This is a genomic window from Pseudomonas sp. Pseusp97 (assembly GCF_047304025.1).
Lineage (GTDB): Bacteria > Pseudomonadota > Gammaproteobacteria > Pseudomonadales > Pseudomonadaceae > Pseudomonas.
On the sequence record NZ_JBGLYK010000006.1, the window covers coordinates 18,882 to 38,920 of the forward strand.

The following is a 20,039-nucleotide window of genomic DNA, read 5'->3' on the forward strand; positions in this document are numbered from 1 at the left end:
GAACCGTCGCCAACCCCTGCAAAGTCCTGATATCACGACGCCCAGGGTTCGGGCAGAATCCGCCGCCATGGAAGCATGCACTCACTCTCAACGCCCTCCCTCGGTCAGCGCCAGCCTGACCCAGGCCATCCTGCTGGCGGCTGTGCGTCTCGGCCTGAACCGCGACGCACTGCTGGCTGCCAGCGGCATCCAGGAATCCCAGCTCGCCGACCCGGACGCGCGCATCGACTTCGCGTTGCAGGAGCGCATGTGGCAGGTGATCCAGACCGACCTGGCGCACGACGAGCCCGGACTCGCCATGGGCCGTGCGCTGTCGCCGGCGTCGTTCAGCGCGCTGGGCTTCCTGCTGCAGTCGAGCACCACGATGGGTGACGCCCTCGAATCGGCCATGCGCTACCAGCGCCTGGTGGGCGAAGGCGGCCACGTAGCCATCGAGGCCCAGGCCGAGGTCATCTGGGTGAGTTACCGACCGCTGAACCCTGAACCGCCCGCCACCCGCGCCCGCGCCCTGGCGCTGCTGGGATTCTGGGCACGGCAGCTGCGCGCCCTGCTCAGCGGCCTGCAACTGGCCGGTTGCCGTTTCATGCACAGCCGGCCGGAAACGCTCGCGGACTACGAAAAGGCTTTCGATTGCCCGCTGCAGTTCGATGCGCCGGACTACGCCCTGGGGCTGCCCAAGTCGCTCATCGACGCTCCCCTGCCGCAAGCCAACCCTCCGCTGCGCGACCTGCTGCGCCAGCACGCCGAAGGCCTGCTCGCCAAGCTGCCCAGCGCGAGCATCAGTGGCCGGGTGGTTGCGCTGCTCGGTGAACAGCTGGCCCGCGGCGAACCCGGCCGCGCGGCGATAGCCGACGAGCTGGGCCTGAGCGAACGTACCTTGCAGCGCCGACTGGCGGAGGAAGGCAGCAGTTATCAACAGCTACTGGCGGAGACCCGGCGCCAGCTGGCGGAACGCTATCTGGGTGAAGGCAACCTGCCCGCCACGGATATCGCCGCCCTGCTCGGCTATTCCGAGCCCAGCGTATTCTTCCGCGCCTTCCGCCACTGGACGGGGCTGACGCCGGGCGAATATCGCCAGCAGCGGCGACGATCAGGTAGTTAGGCGGCATCGCTGCGGGGCCCGCTCAGGGCCGAAGTCCGACGAGGTTTTCAACAGACTTGTCGACAGGATATCCCCAGGCTCCTCAGCCGTGCGGCCCCCGCGCGGCGAGATAGGCCAGGAAGGCCTCGCGACTGGAGTAGCGCGGTTCATAGCCGAACTCTTCCTTCAAGCGGCGGTTGTCGAGCACCGGCCGGTAGCGCAGATAGTCCACCTGCTCGGGACCGAAACGCGACAACCCCAGCGGCTTGAGCAGCCCCAGGCCCATGCGCATCAGGCTGGCCGGCATGGGGCGATACGGCTTGTTGAGCAGCCCGGCGATCTCGCGCAGGGACAGCGCCCCATCGCCGGCAAGGTTGTAGATACCCTCGCTGCCACGCTCCAGTCCCTGGCGAATGACATTGACCACGTCCTGGTCCCAGATGAACACGAAGCGGCTGCGATGCCCCAGCACGCCCACCAGGGTGGGCCGCGCGAACAGCTCCGCCAAGGGGTTATGCACACGCCTTCCGAGGATGGTCCCGGGACGCAGAACCAGTTGCTTGAGCTGTGGATAACGCTCCCGCGCGGTGGCCAGCAACTGCTCGATTTCCTGCTTGCAGCGCGCGTGCAGCAGGTGCGGATGACCGCGCAGCGGTTGCGACTCGTCGATCCACTCGGCGTTGTCGCGGTGGAAGCCATAAGCTGCGCCGGAGCTGGTGACTATCAGTTGCTGCACCCCGGTATCGCGCGCCGCCTCGATCAGTGCGCGGGTGCCGCCGACCTCGATCGAGTGGCGTTTCTGCGCCGTCATTTCCCGCGGCGGGTTGACCACCGCGGCCAGGTGCACGATCGCATCGGGCTTCCAGTGTTCCACGCAGGCTCGCGTGTGCGCGGCGACGCTCAGGTCCAGCGTGACCGGCTCGATGTTCGGTCGCAGTCCCTGGGACTTGATCCGCTGCATGTCGGCGGCAATGAGCGTCCAGTCCAGGTGCTGGACGGCAAGCTCACTGAGCAGGCTCTGGCCGAGAAACCCTGCGGCGCCGGTGATCAGGACACGCATGTAGCCTCCAGATCGCCCCGGGCGGAGCGAACAACAGGTCCATCAGTGAGGGTAGATGATCTGAGCGTAGTGGCGCGGCCCGGCGACAACAGTGATCCTGCGGGACAGCCGCCATGACCGAACACGCCACCCGACAAAGGTTGAACGCGGTGGGTTCGTGCCGGTCAATCCGCTATCCTCACGGCTTTGCGTTCAGGCACACCGCTCATGCGTTGGTTGTTCGTCCCCCTGTTATCCCTGCTGCTCAGCGCCCTGTCCCATGCCGACCAGCGGCAGACGGTCGAGGCCTATCAGCTGCAGAACGGCATGGGTGTTCTGTTCAAGCCCACCCGTGAAAAGGGCCACGTGTCGATCCGGCTGATCGTCGGCGTCGGCTTCAGCGACTTCAGCTGCCGCGAGCGGCAGCTTCCCCACCTGATGGAACACCTGTTCTTCAGTGGCCTGGACGGTGGCGACGAGGCCGACCTGGAAGCGCGCATGCAGTCCCTGGGCGGCCAGTGGAATGCCTTCACCAGCGAGGGCGACACGGCCTTCGTGGTCGAATCCCCCGCCGCGACCCAGCGCCAGGTGCTCGACCTGCTGCTGGAGATCATCACCCGCACCCGGCTCGACCAGCGCAGGATCGACTCCGCGAAGCAGGTGCTGGTGCGCGAGGACGGCGGCCACTATTCGCACTTGCAGCGCTGGCTGGACCACCAGAACGTCAGCCGCGCCGGCCAGGAACAATTGGCGGTGGAGCTGGGACTCGCCTGCGATGAGCGCGCACCTGTGGATAACCTCACCCAGGCCCAGCTGGAGCAGCTGCGCAAGGACTGGTATGTCCCCAGCAACATGACCCTGATCATCGTCGGTGACCTCGACCCGCGCCTGCCGGTCTACCTGGGCCGCACCTACGGCGCCCTGGTCGACCACGACACGCCGGAACGTCGCGAGCTGCCGCAGATGAAGAACAACGCCGAGCGCCAGCGCAGCCTGACCACCGGGTTGTTCGGCGAAAGCGCGGTGCTGCACTGGATATTCCCCGAGCCCGAGGATGCCGATGGCGCCACGCTGGACCTGCTGCAGGCCTACCTGAACGACGCGCTGTATACCGAGCTGCGCGTACGCCGCGAGCTGTCCTACGGCCCCTGGAGCGAACGCACCGCCTGGGCCAACCAGGGTTTCATGAGCCTCAATGCGAATGTCGAGCGGGACGAGCAGCAAGCGGCGCAAAAGGCCTTGAGGGAGCTGGTGGAGAAGATCCGCCAGGACGGCCTCGACCCGCAGCGCTTCGCTCGCATCCAGCGCGTGGCGCGGGCGCAACTGGCCTGGAGCACGCCGGGCAATTCGACGCTGGCGGATTACTACTGGGGTGCGCTGGCGGACTTCGACGACGGCAGGTTCCCCGACGAGGACAAGCGCCTGGCGAAGGTCAGCCTGGCTCATGCCAACGACGTGGCGAAGCAGCTGTTCAAGGACGACGGTTATCTGCGCATCGAGAAACCGCTGCTGGATGACGACATGGTCTACCCGCTGGCGGGGTTGGGCGCGGCGTTGCTGGCGGGGCTGCTGGGGCTGGCGCTGTGGCGCCGACGGGGCTGACACCCCGTCGGGACGCCTTCAGGCTTCAGAGTGCGAGGCGGCGGATGACCTGGCAGGAATCGTCCGGGTCGATCTGGGCGCGGAAGCCGAGCTCGCGCGCCATGTCGCGCATGTCGCGGTCCATGGACGAATCGATCGAGTACATCTGGTGGAAGCCATTGCGCTTGGCCACATCGATCAGGTGGCGCATCAGCGCGACGTCCAGGCCCAGTTGCTTGAATTCGTCGGCGATGGTGACAGCGCATTCGCACTGCTGGTTATCCACAGCCGCGTAGCGGCTGATGCCGACTTCGCGCAGCTCGCCATCCACATGGGTCAGGGCGATGAAGGCCATGGTGGTCTGATAATCCACATCCATCAGGCGGTCGAGCAGGCGATCATCGATCTTCACTTCGCCATGGAAGCGGAACTTGCGGGTCATGGGGGACAGGCGCTCGAGGAACAGACGTTCGCGCTCGCGGTCTTCCGCGCGCAACGGACGGATCAGCACGTGGCTGCCGTCTTCGAGGGTTTCTATCCAGTGATCGGCGCCAACAGCCCCGAGGGCTGCGAGCTCGGCTGTAGTGTGGGTGATCATGACGCGTTCTCCGCTGGCGAAGAGGGATTGGGATGACCCTATCCTTCTCCCGCGGGTGCCGGGCGAGCCTGACTTGGGTCAATGCCGCCCGGAACCGTACTGGGACAGAACGTCGCAGCGTCCCTCAGGCGCTGGCAGAGAGCGCTCCGGCGCGCACGCGAGCGCCCTTGCGGAACAGCACCAGGGTGGCGAGCAGGCCGAGGGCTGCCGCGCCGCTGAGCCAGATGCCCGGCGCGGCCTTGTTGTCCAGGGTGTGGATAAGCCAGGTGCAGACCGCCGGGGTGAAGCCGCCGAAGGTCGCGGTCGCCAGGCTGTAGGCCAGGGAGAAACCGGTGGTGCGCACGTCCGCCGGCATGACTTCGGTGAGCGCAACGACCATGGCGCCGTTGTAGCTGCCATAGAGGAAGGACAGCCACAGCTCCACTTCCAGCAGGCGCGCGAAGCTCGGCTCGGCCACCAGCCAGGACAGCATCGGGTAGGCCGTCACCAGCGCCAGCACGGTGGCGGCCAGCAGCAACGGCTTGCGCCCGACGCGGTCGGAGACGGCGCCCATCAGCGGCAGCCAGAGGAAGTTGGAGAGGCCCACGCACATGGTCACCAGCAGGCTGTCGAAGTCCGACAGGTGCAGTTCGTTCTTGCCGAAGGTCGGGGTGTAGGCGGTGATCAGGTAGAAGGACACGGTGGTCATCACCACCATGGCGGTGCCGGCCAGCACCAGGCCGAAGTTCTGGCCGATGGAGCGCAGTACCTGGCTCAGCGTGGGGCGATGCTTGCGTTGCTGGAATTCGGGGGTTTCCTCCAGCGAACGGCGAATGATGAACAGCGCCGGGACGATCAGGCAACCGACGAAGAACGGCACGCGCCAGCCCCACTCGCCCATGTCCTGGGGACTCAGCCAGTGGTTGAGGATCACGCCCAGCAGGCCGGCGAAGACCACCGCCACCTGTTGGCTCGCCGACTGCCAGCTGACGAAGAAGCCGCGCTTGCCGGGAGTGGCGATTTCCGCGAGGTAAACCGACACGCCGCCCAGCTCCACGCCGGCGGAGAAGCCCTGCAGCAGCCGGCCGAACAGCACCAGCAGCGGCGCCGCCACGCCGAGCGTGGCATAGCCCGGTACAAAGGCGATCAGCAGGGTGCCCATGGCCATCAGGCCGAGGGTGATGATCAGCCCCTGACGGCGGCCGTGCCGGTCGATGTACGCGCCGAGGAAGATGGCGCCCAGCGGGCGCATCAGGAATCCGGCGCCAAAGGTCGCCAGCGACAGCATCAGCGAGGCGAAGGGGTCGTCACCGGGAAAGAAGGTCTTGGCAATGGCGGTGGCGTAGAAGCCATACACCATGAAGTCGTACATCTCGAGGAAGTTGCCACTCACCACGCGGAAGACGGCTTTGGCTTTGGAATTGTTCGAGGCCATAAGAACATCACTCAGGGCTGTTACACGGAGATTTCCCAGGGGAAATCGACGGTCCCTGTCCGCGGCAGGCAGCTTCTGGACAGGAAATTATTTGTAACCCTATGTGTAAAAGGACCGGCTCGACAATCGGAAAATGGCTGGAAGGTCCATATTTAGTGGATTTGAAAGCTTCGCGAAAGCTTCGCTACCACTCGTCGGATAGACGAATTCAGCGAACGGAGTCGCACTTATCCAAACATATTCAAATTACATCTCAAACTTGTTGATTACTTAAACAACTTAACTTCCCACAGAACATACTGTAGGAAACTGTCATTATTTAAGATAAGTCTTAAAGAAATATCGCAAGTAACAATCCTATTTTTATATAAGAAATTTCCTCAATTAGAAGTTAGCTTTCCCACAAAAAGGGAGAGCTTTCATATGAACAAATTGTGGGGAATGGGGTTGCTGCTTTTCCTCGCCGGCTGCAACGGCTGGGTCTCGCCGGAAACCGATGGCCACCTGACCGACCGCTACTTCACGGTGCTATCCGGGCCGCCAATCCCGGGGTTGATCGTCGCCTCCGCGGTGCAATGGAACGCCGATTACGCCGTGACCGCCGCCCATACGCCTTTCCTGCGCAACCAGGCCTATCGCTGCAGCACCGGCTGCGACCTGCTGTTCATCGCCCACAAGGCCGACGGCGCCCTGCCGCAATGGCGCCAGTTCCGCCCGGGCGAAGCGGTCACGGCGCTGGGCAGCAGTTCATTGCTGATCCCCATGAGCAGCATGGGCAAGGTCTGGCCGGTGCCCTTCGTCGACGGCGGTTCGGCCAGCGGCGAACGCTACGGCGTGCATGACGCGGCCATCGCCAAGGGGATGTCCGGCGGGCCGCTGATCGCCAACGACGGCAGCGTGCTGGGGATCAATATCGGCTTCCAGGCAGGGTTCCGGCCGCCGGCGAGCCGCCCGGAGCTGGCCGGCATGTCACGCCTGAGCGTGTTCGTGCCCTACAGCGTCATCCAGCGCGAGTGGCTGCTGTTCCAGGCACAGGCGGCGCGCCGGACTCCTCACGCCCTTCAGGCGAAGAACCAGTAGCACACGCCGATGGAGGCCAGCACGCCGGCCAGGTCCGCCAGCAAAGCGCAGCCAACGGCGTGGCGGGCACGCTGGATGCCGACGGCGCCGAAGTACACGGCGAGTACATAGAAGGTGGTCTCGGTGCTGCCCTGGACCGTAGCCGCCACCAGTGCCGGGAAGCTGTCCACGCCATGGGATTGCATGGTTTCCAGCAGCATCGCCCGCGCGGCGCTGCCGGAGAACGGCTTGACCAGCGCGGTAGGCAATGCGTCGACGAAGCGGGTATCCCAGCCCACGCCGTCAACCACCCAGCGAATGCCGTCCAGCGCCATTTCCAGTGCACCGGAGGCACGCAACACGCCGACGGCGCAGAGCATCGCCACCAGGTAAGGCAGCAGGTTCTTGGCGACGTCGAAGCCTTCCTTCGCACCTTCGACGAAGGTTTCGTAGACCGGCACCTTCTTCAGCCAGCCGACGATCAGGAACAGCATGATGATGCCGAACAGCGTCAGGTTGCCCAGCAATGAGGACAGCTGCGCCAGCGCGGTGGCGGAGAGCCCCGCCAGCAGCGCCATGAAGGCGCCGAGCGCCAGCGCGCCGGGAATCAGGTAGGCCAGCACTACCGGGTCCCACAGGCGCAGGCGCTGCATCACCGCCACGCTGAGCAGGCCCACCAGGGTGGAGGCGCTGGTAGCCAGCAGGATCGGCAGGAACACCAGGGTCGGATCCACCGCACCCTGCTGGGCGCGGTACATGAAGATGGTCACCGGCAGCAGGGTCAGCGACGAGGCGTTGAGCACCAGGAAGAGAATCTGCGCGTTGCTCGCGGTGGTGCTGCTGGGGTTGAGCTCCTGCAGCGCCTTCATGGCTTTCAGGCCAATGGGCGTGGCAGCGTTGTCCAGGCCCAGGCCGTTGGCGGCGAAGTTCAGGGTGATCAGGCCGATGGCCGGATGGCCGGCAGGCACTTCCGGCATCAGGCGGCGGAACAGCGGGCCGAGCAGCACCGCGAGCTTCTCCACCAGGCCGGCCTTCTCGGCGATGCGCAGGAAGCCCAGCCACAGGGTCAGGGTGCCGAACAGCAGCACCATGACTTCCACCGACAGCTTGGCCATGGCGAACAGGCTCTCCACCATGGCGGCGAATACAGTGGCCTCGCCACCCAGCAGCCAGCGGGAAAGCGCGGTGACCGCCGCGACGATGAAAAAGCCCAGCCACAGGCCGTTGAGCATGCGATGTCCCCCTTGGAATGGGCGCGATGATAGCGGCACGGGCACCTTGGGCGCCAGAAACGACAAGGCCCCGGACGCTGCCGGGGCCTTGTGGATAACCCTTGCGGGTCAGTGCGGGACAGGGCTCTGCTGGCCCTCCGGGCTCTCACCTTCGAGGAATTCCTCGACGCGCCCGTTGCGCATGGCTTCCCAGTAGCGCGCGCCCTTCTGCGCGTCGTAGACGCCTTCCCACTTGGAGATCACCAGCACTGCCAGGGCGTTGCCGATCACGTTCAGCGCGGTGCGCGCCATGTCCATGATGCGGTCGACGCCGGCGATGAAGGCCAGGCCTTCCAGCGGGATGCCCACGCTGCCCAGGGTCGCCAGCAGCACCACGAAGGAAACGCCCGGCACGCCGGCGATGCCCTTGGAGGTGACCATCAGGGTCAGCACCAGCATCAGTTGCTGGCCGATGGACAGGTCGATGCCGTAGAGCTGGGCGATGAAGATCGCCGCGATGCTCTGGTACAGGGTCGAGCCATCGAGGTTGAACGAATAGCCGGTGGGCACCACGAAGCTGCTTACCGCCTTGGGTGCGCCGTAGGCTTCCATCTTCTCGATGATGCGCGGCAGCACGGTCTCGGAGCTGGCGGTGGAATAGGCCAGGACCAGCTCGTCCTTGAAGATGCGCATCAGCTTGATGATGGAGAAGCCGAACAGCCTTGCAGCCAGGCCCAGCACCATGAAGGCGAAGAAGGCGATGGCGAAGTACACCAGCACCACCAGCTTGGCCAGCGGCAGCAACGAGGCGAAGCCGAAGTTGGCGACCGTCACGGCGATCAGCGCGAACACGCCGATGGGGGCGTAGCGCATGATCATGTGGGTGACGCGGAACATGGCCTCGGCCACGCCCTGGAACATCTTCACCAGCGGCTCGCGGGTCGGCGCCGGCAGCGAGGACAGGCCCAGGCCGAACATCACCGAGAAGAAGATGATCGGCAGCATCTCGCCACGGGCCATGGCCGCGAAGATGTTCGACGGGATCAGGTTGAGGATGGTCTCGACGAACGCGTGGTGATGCTCGACTTCCTTGGCGGTCTGCGCGTACTGGGAGATATCCACAGTGCCCAGGGTGCTCATGTCGATACCGGCGCCGGGCTGGAAGAGGTTCGCCAGCAGCAGGCCGACCACGATGGCGACGGTGGTGATGATCTCGAAATAGACGATGGTCTTCAGGCCGATGCGGCCGAGCTTCTTCGCGTCTCCCATGCCGGCGATGCCGACGATGAGCGAGGAAATCACGATCGGTACGACGATCATCTTGATGAGGCGGATGAAGATGTCGCCCGCCGGCTGGAGGATATTGCTGATCCACCAGGCCTTTTCCGCGCTGAAATGATTGAGCGCGGCGCCCAGTGCGATTCCGAGTACCAGGCCGATGAGGATCTGCCAGGCGAGGCTGAGCTTGGCTTTGCCCATAGTGAGTCACCCTTGATTCTTGTGGAAGTCGGGGTCGCCGAACCATCGGGATGCCGACGGCCAGCGAAAAAAGGGGCGCATGATTCCGACCCACCCTTGTCCCGTCTAATGCCGGAAACGCCTACCCCATGCACAATCGGCATGGGAAAAGGCATCTGAAACCTTGGTTCCAGGTCGTCAGACCCTTGATTTTCTGCATGACACAGGTTCCTCAACGCCTGTCACGCAGCGCTCTTCAAAGCCGTCTAGGCTTGGTGCAAATTGGCCATCAATGGCATGTATCGGTCGGAGAAGAAGCCGGGGCGCGAGGACGACGGCTATCTGTTTCCGGATGTACGGTCGCGCCATGGGACCGTCGGGGATGGCCGTGGGCGAGCAAATAGCCCATCGGCGGCAAGGCTGGCGGGAGCGCGGGCGCTGTGGATAAGTCGCTCGACTCCGCTCTTCATTGTGGCAGCGGTGGCTGAACGTCGATCGGGCAAAACGCCCGACGAGGATCGGCGGGTGATTGTAAGACGTTTCCACAACGCTCCGAATTGACTGACATCAGTGAAGTTCGACCGGCTTCGAGCGAGCGTGCGGCTACCCTGCCGCCGCCGCGACAGCCGGGTAAGCAATGGGTTGTTCAATGTGGTGAAAGCACAACGCGGTGAAACTCTGAATAAGGATGCTCCATGACGCGACGCTACGTAGTACCCACCCTGCTCTTCGCCGGCGCCCTGGCGCTGGCCGGCTGCTCCAGCCAGAAACCGGACGCCTCGCAGTACTCGGGCTTCCTCGGCGACTACTCGCAACTCAAGCCCGCCACCTCCCCCAGCGGCCAGCCGGTGCTGCGCTGGGTCGACCCGAACCTGAAGCTGCAGAACTACAGCTCGGTACTGGTCGAGCGGCCGGTCTATTACCCGCCGCCCAAGCCGAACGAGAACATCGATCAAAAAACACTCAACGAGATCCCCGACTACCTGAAGAAGCAGGTGGAGCTGCAGCTGGGCAGCCGCTATCGCATCGTCCAGCAGGCTGATCGTGACACCCTGGTGCTGCGCACCGCCATCACCGGCGTGAACATTTCCACCGAGGGCCTCAAGGCCTACGAAGTGATCCCGATCGCGCTGGTGGTGGCAGCCACGACCACGGCCATGGGCACCCGTGACCAGGACACCGAGGTCTACGTGGAATTCGAGGCGCTGGATGGCGCGACCAGCAAACCGGTCGCCAAGGTGGTGCGCAAGGGCGCTGGCAAGACGCTGGAGAACACCAGCACTCACCTGAATCTCACCGATCTGAAACCGGTGCTCGACGGCTGGGCGCGCGATGCCGCGAACTTCAAGCCGTAAGGCACTGCAAGACATGAAATGAAGCGCTCCGGAACCGGCGCGAGAATCCCGCGCCGGTTCCGGAGGCTTTGCCTGGCCCGGCCCGCTATTGCGGAGGTACCCCCTGTACCCCTGGGTCATTCAGGACCTGACGCATCCCGAACATCCCGGCCCCCTGGCCGTGCGTACGCCTTCTGGATACGCGAATCTCTGAACCTGCCTGCCGCGTTGAAAACGCTCAGTACCAGTTCGGATCGCTCTTGAGCTGGTCGTCGAGGATCCTTTTCACGGAATCGTCCGGCTCGCCCAGCCAACGGAAGCTGGCGTGCTTGCTCGGCGATTTGTCCGCCGGAAGGTTCTCAGGAACCTTCACATACAGCGCGTAGGCCTTGTCCTTGTCCCAGGTGAAGGCCACGTACAGCCTCTGCGCGGCGCAGTTGTGCTGCTCGCACAGCTGACCGACCAGGTATTTGTCGCCCTGCTCGTCCACCGCCTGCATCGGCGTCGCGGTGCCGCTGAGGTTCATGACCCAGTCGGGCAGGCGACTCTCGTCCTTGATCACCGATTGCCAGGTGTCGCGGTACTGCTCGTCGCTGGCAATCAGCTCGTTGAGGCGGTACTGCGCATCCTTGTCCGCCGCGGCCGCCAGGGCCTGGGCCCCGGCGCCGAGCAGCAGAGCCGACAGCAGCAGATTGCGGGTAAAGCTCATCGCTACGCTCCTTGTTCCACTATTCAGCCGGTTTCCAGGGCATCAACCTCGACGCCGGCCCATGACGAACGACACGATGAACAGCACCAGGAAGATCACGAACAGGATCTTGGCGATACTGGTGGCGGCGCCGGCGATACCGCCGAAGCCCAGGACGGCGGCAATGATGGCGATGATCAGGAATGTCAGTGCCCAGCTAAGCATGGGGTCTCTCCTCTTCTCGTTGTCGGTGTGGCACCGCTTTCGGGTACCTGGTCCGGAGCGCTTGCAGGGCAGTCTCCGGAGGAAGTGTCCGCCCGGGCGCTGCCGGGCACTGCGGACTTATCGGGTACGCCAGCGGCGGACCAGCGATAGGGTTCAGAACACCCAGCCACTCTGGGTCCGCCCCATGGGCTGAACCTGCGCCTGGGTCTGCGCCTGCGGGGCCTGCAGTACTGGGGCCTGGTTGTGAGCGGGCGCGGCCTGTGGATAACGCGACGCTTCGCGGTACAGGCCGGGGGCGCTGGAGGCGGTCGGGACATAAGCGACCGGCGCGCTGGAAGCCTGGGCCTGGGACACCTGCATCTGCAGCTGCACCTGGTTGATGAGCAGCAGCAGCAGGGCACCGGCAAAGAAAATCCGGCTCCATACATCGATACGCGCGACTGGCACTTGGCTGTTGGTTCCGCTGTTCATCCCGTTTCTCCTGCCCGTCGCCGGCCTGTTTGGCGAACCCTTGAACCGGCTCCTCCGGTCTTTCAGGTCCTTCGCCACCGCGGGTGGTTCGTTGACTGTCTTGCACTAGGAATTGCACGGCGCATGCCAGTCTGTGAAATCAACATTTTTCCTTATAAATCAATTAGTTAAATATGGTACTCAAGTCCCTTTGTACCGCATCCTGCACGATGGCTTTGCCAGGGTCGTGCGTTTTGCAATTCCACCTCCGGGCACCTCCCTGTGCCTTTGTGAAGCGCGTCACTCCAGCGAATGCTTGAGCTGGCTCATCTCGTCGTGGCACGCACGCACCTTGGGCAGCTCGGCGCGCAGCAGCGCCTGGGTCTCCGGCGTCCCGTTGTGCAGGGCATCCTCGAATGCGTGAAGGATGCGGTCTTCGGTTTCCTCCAGCTGCGCGACGTAACTGGCGGCCTCGTCGCTGGCCAGGGTCGCGCGCGTGTCGGCATAGACCTGGCGCAGCCGGCCCAGCAGGGTGCCGCCGCCAGCCGGGTCCTCGTGGTTTGCCGCCACGGCTCCCGCCAGGGCGTTGATGACGTCGGTCTTGGCCTGCGCCATCGATTGGAACAGGCGCTGCAGGCGAGCGTCCTTCACTTCCTGGATCGCATGCTGGTAGAAGCGCTGGCCGTCGCGGGTGATCTCGATGAGCTCATTGAGCTGACTGGTCGTGCGGGTCATGACAGGTTCTCCTGCGTAGTGGGGTGGAATCAGGCGGCCTGGCCGGCCACCTTCAAGGCGGTGGCGTCCACATCACGCACACCGCGGGTCTTGCGAGCCGAGTCGATCAATTGCTGGCGCTCCGCGGCGCTGGGCACCTCGCCGCTCAGCGTGACCACGCCGTCGCGGGTCGAGACGCCAATGGAAAGCCCGCCCAGCGCACGGGCGGAGAGGATGCCGGCCTTGATCTGGCTGGTGATCCAGGCATCGCTGACCGCGGCCTGGGCGTCGCCGACGGATTTTTCGAAGCGCTGGGTCGAGGCGGCGTCCGGGTCGACCTTCAGCCGGTTATCCACCGAGCTGACACCCTCGGTCTGCGCCGCAAGGTGCGCGGCTTCCTGGCTGGCCGCCTCACTGACCACGGTGCCCTCCAGGGTGATGGCGCCCGCCCGGCTGCCGACCTTGATATCCAGGCCTTCACCGTGCTTCTCCAGCAGCAGCCGGGATTTCACCCGGGCGGCCAACGTAGCGTCGTCCCAACGCTGGACCGCACCTGGCTCGGTGGCGGGCTCGGCCTTCTGCGCAGTGGCCAGCGAGGGGTCGACGCCCAGCTGGTTATCCACAGCCGTGATGCCTTCGATGCTGCCGGCGATCTGCCCGGCCAGCGCCTTCTGTTCATCGCTGGCCACCGCGCCGGTGAGCTGGGCCCGTCCGCCCTCGACATCCACCTTGATGGTGAAAGGCTTGAGCTCGCGGTTGAGGTTGATGGCCGTCCAGATGGAACCTTCCTGGCGCGCTTCGACCAATTGAGCGGATAGCCCGGCTTCGGCGGCATGGCCGGCGGATGGCTGCAGGGCGAGCAACGCGGAGCTCAGGGCAAGGGCAAGGATCCTGGGATTGGGCGACTTGGACATGACGGTCTCCGGCAAACGATGGTGCAGCATTGGATCCGCAAGCGCCGTGCCAGTGCCTTTTGTGGATAAAATTCCTGTAATTCAATGTGTTGGGCGGTCCATGCACAGCCTGCTCCTGTGCACCCTGCCCGAGGGGACAGAAAGATTCTTGCAACTTGCACGAAAAACCCTGGACTAAGAAAAATCGCACCCCTTACAACTACGAATCACACAACGAGGAAATCGCTGAATGGACGCAACGCCTGAACAGCAAGGCCGGATCCTGCTGGTCGATGACGAGTCCGCCATCCTGCGCTCGTTCCGCTACTGCCTGGAGGACGAGGGCTACAGCGTCGCCACCGCCAGTAGCGCGCAGCAGGCGGAGAACCTGCTGCAGCGCCAGGTATTCGATCTGTGTTTCCTGGACCTGCGCCTGGGCGACGACAACGGCCTGGACGTACTGGCGCAAATGCGCGTGCAGGCACCCTGGATGCGCGTGGTGATAGTCACCGCCCACTCCGCCGTGGACACCGCCGTCGACGCCATGCAGGCCGGCGCCGCCGACTACCTGGTGAAACCCTGCAGCCCCGATCAGCTGCGCCTGGCCGCCGCCAAGCAGCTGGAAGTACGCCAGCTCACCGCGCGCATCGAGGCGCTCGAAGGAGAGATGCGCAAGCAGGGCGATGTGCTGGAGTCCCACAGCCCGGCGATGGCTGCCGTGCTGGAAACCGCTCGCCAGGTAGCCGCCACCGACGCCAACATCCTCATCCTCGGGGAATCCGGCTCGGGCAAGGGCGAGCTGGCGCGGGCCATCCACGGCTGGAGCAAACGCGCGAAGAAATCCTGCGTCACCATCAACTGCCCTTCGCTGTCCGCCGAACTGATGGAAAGCGAGCTGTTCGGCCACAGCCGCGGCGCCTTCACCGGGGCGACGGAAAATACCCTGGGGCGAATCAGCCAGGCCGACGGCGGGACGCTTTTCCTCGACGAGATCGGCGATTTTCCCATCACGCTGCAGCCAAAACTGCTGCGCTTCATCCAGGACAAGGAATACGAGCGTATCGGCGATCCGGTCACCCGCAACGCCGATGTGCGGATCCTCGCGGCCACCAACCGCGACCTGGCCGGCATGGTCGCCCAAGGCACGTTCCGCGAAGACCTGCTCTACCGCCTGAACGTGATCGTGCTCAACCTGCCCCCGCTGCGCGAACGCGCGGAGGACATCATCGGCCTGGCGGAACGCTTCCTGGCCCGCTTCGTGAAGGACTATGGCCGTCCGGCCCGGGGCTTCACCGACGAGGCGCGTGCCCTGCTGCGTCGCTACAACTGGCCGGGCAATGTGCGCGAGCTACGCAACGTAATCGAACGTGCAAGTATCATCTGCAATAACGAGCTGATCGGGGTGGAACAGCTGGCAATCGGCGAGCAGACTACCAGCTCCGCTCCGCGCATTGGCGAGGCCATGAGCCTGGAGGAACTGGAGAAAGCCCACATCGCTGCCGTCATGGCCTCCAGCGCCACCCTGGACCAGGCGGCCAAGACCCTGGGAATCGACGCCTCAACCCTGTATCGCAAGCGCAAGCAGTACAGCCTGTGAAACTGCCGATCCCGATGACGCTGCGCACCCGGCTCTTCGTGAGCATCTCGGCGCTCATCACGGTCGCGCTGCTGGGACTGCTGCTCGGACTGTTCAGCGTGATGCTCACCGGCCGCGAGCAGGCGCAGCTGATCCAGCGCAACTTCGCGGTCATCGAGGTCAGCCAGCGCCTGCGCCAGGCGCTGGGCGACGAACTGGTGCAGGTGCTCAGTGCGCGTCCGAGCGCGGAACACCTGGAAGCGGCACGTCTTCACTTCGCCCAGGCTCTGGAGCGGGGCCGCCTGCTGGCGCGCAACGGCAGCGAAAGGCTGGCGATGAGCGAGATCGCCGACGCCCATCGGCTGTTCGTCGAGGCCACCGAAACCCCCGGCCCCGGCCGGCCGGAGTTGCTGGCGGACAGCGACCTGAGCCGCTCTCTGGACGGCCTGCGCAGCCGCCTGCAGACCCTGCATCAGGACGCCATCCAGCGGATCAGCGAGGACGAGCGCTCTTCCCGTGACCGGGTGCTGCTGGTCACCGGCCTGCTCAGCCTGATCGGCATCGCCATCCTGGTGGTCGGCTTCATCACCGCCCACAGCATCGCCCGCCGCTTCGGCGCACCCATCGAGACCCTGGCCAAGGCCGCCGACAAGATCGGCCAGGGCGACTTCGACGTCACCCTGCCGGTTTCCGGTGTCGCCGAGATGTCTTCCCTGAGCCGCCGCTTCGGCCTGATGGCGGAAGCGTTGCGCCTTTACCGCGCCAGCAATACCGAGGCGCTGGGGTCGGGTCGCAAACGCCTGCTGGCGGTGCTCGACAGCATCGACGATGGCCTGGTGATCCTCGATCGCCACGGCCGCATCGAGCACGCCAATCCGGTCGCCACCCGCCAGCTGTTCTCCCAGAGCGACCCCCAGGGCCAGGAGCTGGGTGCGCTGCTGAACAATCCGGCACTGACCCAGGCCGTCCAGCGCGTCCTGAGCGGCAACCTGCTGGAAGAAACGCCCCAGGACCTGGTCGTCGAGGTCAGCGGCGAAAGCCGCCTGCTGACCTGGGGCATGTCGCCGGTCAGCCATGACGACGGGCGCAATATCGGTGCGGTGATGGTGGTGCGCGACGTCACCGAACAGCGCGCCTTCGAACGCGTGCGCAACGACTTCGTGCTGCGCGCCTCCCATGAACTGCGCACGCCCATGACCGGCATGCACATGGCCTTCGGGTTGCTCGCCGAACGCCTGAGGTTTCCCGAAGAGTCACGCGAGCGCGACCTGGTGCGCACCGTGGACGAGGAGATGCACCGCCTGGTGCGGCTGATCAATGACCTGCTGAACTTCTCGCGCTACCAGAGCGGCACCCAGAAGCTGGAATTGCAGCTGTGCGACATCGGCGATCTGCTGAGCCAGGCACACCATCGCTTCGCCGGTCTTGCCGCGGAGAAACACATCGAACTGGTCCTGGAGATCGCCGAGGGCCTGCCGCCGATCAACATCGACCGCACGCAGATCGAACGGGTGCTGGACAACCTGATCGGCAACGCGCTGCGCCATACGCCCGAGGGCGGCACCATCCGCCTCCAGGCACGCTGCCAGGAGGATCGCGTGGCTATTGCCGTGGAGGACAGCGGCGACGGCATCCCGCTGAGCCAGCAGGGACGGATCTTCGAACCTTTCGTGCAGGTCGGCCGCAAGAAGGGCGGTGTCGGGCTCGGCCTGGCACTTTGTCGGGAAATCGTGCAACTGCATGGCGGGCGCATCGCCCTGCGTTCGCAACAGGGCAAGGGCTCGCGCTTCTACCTGCTGCTGCCGGTCTAGGAAGTCGGTACCGCCAGCAGCAGTGCGGCGGTTTCCAGGTCCGGCTCGCCGTCGAAGCGCTCCGGGCGGAAGCGCATCTGGAACGCCGCGATCACGTTGCGGGTTTCCTCGTCCATCACTCCATTGAGCGGCACTGCGTAACCGTGGCGCGCCAGCTGCTGCTGGAACCAGCCCGGCGCTGGCAGCTGGCCATTCAGTTCGGCCAGGCGACGCGCCAGTTCGCCCGGTTTCGGCCAGGGGATCAGGCCGGCTTCGGCAAGCCTCTTCCAGGGGAACAGCGGACCCGGGTCGACCTTGCGCTGTGGGGCGATATCGCTGTGGCCGAGGATGTGCTCGGGGGTTATGCCCTGGCGCCGGGTGATGTCCTTCAGCAACGCGATCAGTGCCTCGATCTGCGCATCCGGGTAGGGGTACCAGATCTTCCCGCTCGGGGTGTCGCGGTAGCCGGGGTTCACCAGCTCGATGCCGATGGAGGTGGAATTGAGCCAGGTCCGCCCCTGCCATTCGCTGGCGCCGGCGTGCCAGGCGCGGCGGTTCTCGTCCACCAGCTGGTAGATGGTCGGCGGGTTGTCGCCGATCAGGTAGTGCGCGCTCACCTCGCCATGGGTAAGCAACGCCAGCGAGCGCGGCAGGTTGGCCGAGGTGTAGTGGACGATGACGTACTGGATGCGGCTGTCCTGGTTCTTCGACACGTGCTCGCGATCGATCTGCAGGCCCTTGTCAGCGCAGCCGGCGAGCAGGGTGGCGAGGAATGCGAAGGTCAGGGCACGCGACATCATGGTGGTCTCGAATCAGGCGGCGATGTGCAGGAAGCTGCGCACGTTCTGCAGGAGCATGTTCACGCTGAGCATGATCAGCAGCATGCCGGCCAGACGTTCCACCGCCATCAGCCCGCGCGGCCCGAGGAAGCGCTGGAGGAAGGCCGCCTGCATCAGGATGAAGGCGGTCGCCGCCCAGGCCAGGATCACCGCCAGGTACAGCTCCCACAAGGGACCAGTGTAGGTGCTGCGCAGGGTAATCAGCATCGCCAGCGCGGACGGCCCGGCCACCGCCGGAGTGGCCAGCGGCACGAACAGCGGCTCGTTGTCCGGCATGTCGCCCAGCACGCCCTGGGGGGTGGGGAAGATCAGCCGCATGGCGACCACGAACAGGATGATGCCGCCGGCGATGCCCGTGGCTTCCTTGGATAAGCCCAGCCCGGTGAGGATGTGCTCGCCCAGGGTAAGGAACAGCAGCAGCAGGCCGAGGGCGAACAGCAGCTCGCGCAACGCCACTTTTAGACGGCGTTCGGCAGGAACCGACTTGAGGGCGGCGAGGAACACAGCGATGTTGCCGAACGGGTCGGTGATCAGAAAGATCAGGATGGCGACGCCAAGCATGACCGGGAAGACTCCAGCGAGAACGAGCCATTCCGCGGTTTGCGATGGCCTGTGTATAACAGAAGGAACCAACACCCTGTGGATAAGAAGTTACCCACAGGGCGATGACGGGTGCGTCAGGACTTCCTGATCTTTTCCGGGCGCTTCCACCCTTCGATCACCCGCTGCTTGGCACGCCCGACGCCCAGCGTGCCGGCCGGAACCTCGGCGGTGATAGTGGAGCCCGCGCCAGTCGTGGCACCGGCGCCGATATCCACAGGCGCCACCAGCGAGTTGTTAGAACCGATGAAGACATCCTCCCCAATGGTGGTGCGCCACTTGTTCGCGCCATCGTAATTGCAGGTGATGGTGCCGGCGCCAATGTTGGTGCGGGCGCCGACTTCGCTGTCGCCCAGGTAGGTCAGGTGGCCGACCTTCACGCCATCCTGCAGGTGGGCGTTCTTCAGCTCGACGAAGTTACCCACATGCACCTTGCGCTCCAGCACGCTGCCCGGACGCAGGCGGGCGAACGGGCCGACATCGCTGTCGGGGCCGACGTGGGCACCTTCGAGATGCGAGTTGGCCTTGATGATGGCGCCGCGACGCAGGGTGCTGTCCTTGATGTAGCAGTTCGGGCCGATCTGTACATCGTCCTCGATCTCCACCTGGCCTTCGAGGATCACGTTGACGTCGATGGTCACGTCGCGGCCGACGCTCACTTCGCCACGCACGTCGAAGCGCACCGGATCGATCAGGGTGACGCCCTGGGCCATCAGTCGACGCGCCACACGCTGCTGGAAGAAGCGCTCCAGCTCGGAGAGCTGCAGGCGATCGTTGGCACCCTGGGTTTCCATCGCCACCAGGGGTTGGGCGGTGGCCACGCGCAGGCCGTCGGACACCGCCATGGCGATAACGTCGGTGAGGTAGTACTCGCCCTGGGCGTTGGCGTTGGACAGGCGCGACAGCCAGCCCAGCAGGCGTTCGCGCGGCGCGGCAAGAATGCCGGTGTTGCCTTCGCGGATGGCGCGCTGCTCGGCGGTGGCGTCCTTCTGCTCGACGATGGCCTGAACCTCGCCGGCTCCGTCGCGGATGATGCGGCCGTAGCCGGTGGGGTCTTCCAGCTCGACGGTCAGCAGCGCCAGTTGCTGCGGCGTGGCCTGCGCCATCAGGCGCTCGAGGGTCGGCTGCTCGATCAGCGGCACATCGCCGTAGAGGATCAGCACATTCTCAGCGCTCAGGAAGGGAGCGGCCTGCGCCACGGCGTGGCCGGTGCCCAGTTGCTCTTCCTGGATCACGAAATTCAGGTCATCCGCCTGCAGGCGCTCACGTACGAGGTCGGCTCCGTGGCCGATCACCACATGGATGCGCGACGGGCCGAGGCCACGAGCGGTATCGATCACATGGGCGAGCATCGGTTTGCCAGCGACCGGATGCAGGACTTTCGGCAGGGCCGAGCGCATGCGGGTGCCCTGGCCTGCGGCGAGGATGACGATTTCGAGGGACATGAGTGAGGGACCGTCCTGGTGAGCGGGAAAAGACCAAGTGTATA

Annotated in this window: 19 protein-coding genes; 6 read left to right on the top strand and 13 right to left on the bottom strand. The window is 65.0% G+C overall.

Annotated features, from left to right (window positions below; translation table 11 throughout):
- Positions 1 to 67: 67 nt before the first annotated feature.
- Entirely contained in the window at positions 68 to 1,102 is a 1,035-nt protein-coding gene (locus tag ACCC94_RS02430; protein WP_413347877.1) for an AraC family transcriptional regulator, read from the top strand.
- An 82-nt stretch (positions 1,103 to 1,184) separates the two neighbouring features.
- Here ACCC94_RS02430 and ACCC94_RS02435 read toward each other — a convergent pair whose 3' ends face one another.
- The gene (locus ACCC94_RS02435) at positions 1,185 to 2,141 is read right to left on the bottom strand and encodes an NAD-dependent epimerase/dehydratase family protein (RefSeq protein ID WP_413347878.1); all 957 of its coding nucleotides are present in this window, start codon (positions 2,139 to 2,141) and stop codon (positions 1,185 to 1,187) included.
- Between the two features lie 207 nt (positions 2,142 to 2,348).
- Between ACCC94_RS02435 and ACCC94_RS02440 the strand changes: the two genes are divergently transcribed.
- Positions 2,349 to 3,722 carry a M16 family metallopeptidase gene (locus ACCC94_RS02440; protein WP_413347879.1) on the top strand — a complete coding sequence of 458 codons (1,374 nt, stop codon included), beginning with the start codon at positions 2,349 to 2,351 and terminating at the stop codon, positions 3,720 to 3,722.
- A 25-nt stretch (positions 3,723 to 3,747) separates the two neighbouring features.
- On the opposite strand, the gene ACCC94_RS02445 is transcribed toward ACCC94_RS02440, so the two are convergent.
- Both ACCC94_RS02445 and ACCC94_RS02450 read right to left on the bottom strand, forming a co-directional pair.
- A complete protein-coding gene (locus tag ACCC94_RS02445; protein WP_017521434.1) occupies positions 3,748 to 4,299 on the bottom strand; it encodes a GNAT family N-acetyltransferase in 552 nt (183 codons plus the stop codon).
- Between the two features lie 124 nt (positions 4,300 to 4,423).
- A complete protein-coding gene (locus tag ACCC94_RS02450) occupies positions 4,424 to 5,713 on the bottom strand; it encodes an MFS transporter (protein WP_413347880.1) in 1,290 nt (429 codons plus the stop codon).
- Between the two features lie 423 nt (positions 5,714 to 6,136).
- Between ACCC94_RS02450 and ACCC94_RS02455 the strand changes: the two genes are divergently transcribed.
- Complete coding sequence (locus ACCC94_RS02455; RefSeq protein ID WP_413347881.1) at positions 6,137 to 6,793, top strand: serine protease; 657 nt, start codon at positions 6,137 to 6,139, stop codon at positions 6,791 to 6,793.
- On the opposite strand, the gene ACCC94_RS02460 is transcribed toward ACCC94_RS02455, so the two are convergent.
- The gene (locus ACCC94_RS02460; protein ID WP_413347882.1) at positions 6,775 to 8,004 is read right to left on the bottom strand and encodes a nucleoside recognition domain-containing protein; all 1,230 of its coding nucleotides are present in this window, start codon (positions 8,002 to 8,004) and stop codon (positions 6,775 to 6,777) included. The genes ACCC94_RS02455 and ACCC94_RS02460 overlap by 19 nt on opposite strands.
- A 108-nt stretch (positions 8,005 to 8,112) precedes the next feature.
- Complete coding sequence (gltP, locus tag ACCC94_RS02465) at positions 8,113 to 9,462, bottom strand: glutamate/aspartate:proton symporter GltP (RefSeq protein ID WP_413347883.1); 1,350 nt, start codon at positions 9,460 to 9,462, stop codon at positions 8,113 to 8,115.
- 674 nt (positions 9,463 to 10,136) lie between these two features.
- Between gltP and ACCC94_RS02470 the strand changes: the two genes are divergently transcribed.
- On the top strand, positions 10,137 to 10,796 hold the full coding sequence (locus ACCC94_RS02470) for a DUF3313 domain-containing protein (protein ID WP_413347884.1): 660 nt from the start codon (positions 10,137 to 10,139) through the stop codon (positions 10,794 to 10,796).
- A gap of 217 nt (positions 10,797 to 11,013) precedes the next feature.
- Here ACCC94_RS02470 and ACCC94_RS02475 read toward each other — a convergent pair whose 3' ends face one another.
- From ACCC94_RS02475 to ACCC94_RS02495, 5 genes are all read right to left on the bottom strand, one after another.
- Positions 11,014 to 11,484, bottom strand: a complete 471-nt coding sequence (locus tag ACCC94_RS02475; RefSeq protein WP_413347885.1) for an inhibitor of vertebrate lysozyme family protein — start codon at positions 11,482 to 11,484, stop codon at positions 11,014 to 11,016.
- Between the two features lie 42 nt (positions 11,485 to 11,526).
- The gene (locus ACCC94_RS02480; RefSeq protein WP_081519001.1) at positions 11,527 to 11,688 is read right to left on the bottom strand and encodes a DUF1328 domain-containing protein; all 162 of its coding nucleotides are present in this window, start codon (positions 11,686 to 11,688) and stop codon (positions 11,527 to 11,529) included.
- Between the two features lie 153 nt (positions 11,689 to 11,841).
- The gene (locus ACCC94_RS02485; RefSeq protein WP_413347886.1) at positions 11,842 to 12,159 is read right to left on the bottom strand and encodes a hypothetical protein; all 318 of its coding nucleotides are present in this window, start codon (positions 12,157 to 12,159) and stop codon (positions 11,842 to 11,844) included.
- Between the two features lie 279 nt (positions 12,160 to 12,438).
- The gene (locus tag ACCC94_RS02490) at positions 12,439 to 12,873 is read right to left on the bottom strand and encodes a PA2169 family four-helix-bundle protein (protein ID WP_413347887.1); all 435 of its coding nucleotides are present in this window, start codon (positions 12,871 to 12,873) and stop codon (positions 12,439 to 12,441) included.
- A gap of 29 nt (positions 12,874 to 12,902) precedes the next feature.
- Positions 12,903 to 13,766 carry a BON domain-containing protein gene (locus ACCC94_RS02495; protein ID WP_413347888.1) on the bottom strand — a complete coding sequence of 288 codons (864 nt, stop codon included), beginning with the start codon at positions 13,764 to 13,766 and terminating at the stop codon, positions 12,903 to 12,905.
- Positions 13,767 to 13,995: 229 nt separating this feature from the next.
- Between ACCC94_RS02495 and algB the strand changes: the two genes are divergently transcribed.
- Together algB and ACCC94_RS02505 are read left to right on the top strand one after the other, a co-directional pair.
- Positions 13,996 to 15,342: a sigma-54-dependent response regulator transcription factor AlgB gene (gene algB, locus ACCC94_RS02500; protein WP_413347889.1), complete on the top strand. Its 1,347-nt coding sequence runs from the start codon at positions 13,996 to 13,998 to the stop codon at positions 15,340 to 15,342.
- Positions 15,339 to 17,132, top strand: coding sequence for an ATP-binding protein (locus ACCC94_RS02505; RefSeq protein ID WP_413347890.1), 1,794 nt, complete (start codon positions 15,339 to 15,341; stop codon positions 17,130 to 17,132). Before algB ends, ACCC94_RS02505 begins: the two co-directional genes overlap by 4 nt.
- Here the strand turns inward: ACCC94_RS02505 and ACCC94_RS02510 are convergent.
- From ACCC94_RS02510 to glmU, 3 genes are all read right to left on the bottom strand, one after another.
- On the bottom strand, positions 17,129 to 17,911 hold the full coding sequence (locus ACCC94_RS02510) for an N-acetylmuramoyl-L-alanine amidase (protein ID WP_413347891.1): 783 nt from the start codon (positions 17,909 to 17,911) through the stop codon (positions 17,129 to 17,131). The genes ACCC94_RS02505 and ACCC94_RS02510 overlap by 4 nt on opposite strands.
- Positions 17,912 to 17,923: 12 nt before the next feature.
- Positions 17,924 to 18,511 (bottom strand): MarC family protein, encoded by a 588-nt coding sequence (locus tag ACCC94_RS02515; protein ID WP_017518835.1) that lies wholly within the window; start codon positions 18,509 to 18,511, stop codon positions 17,924 to 17,926.
- 116 nt (positions 18,512 to 18,627) lie between these two features.
- Positions 18,628 to 19,995 (bottom strand): bifunctional UDP-N-acetylglucosamine diphosphorylase/glucosamine-1-phosphate N-acetyltransferase GlmU, encoded by a 1,368-nt coding sequence (gene glmU, locus ACCC94_RS02520; RefSeq protein ID WP_413347892.1) that lies wholly within the window; start codon positions 19,993 to 19,995, stop codon positions 18,628 to 18,630.
- Positions 19,996 to 20,039: the final 44 nt, after the last annotated feature.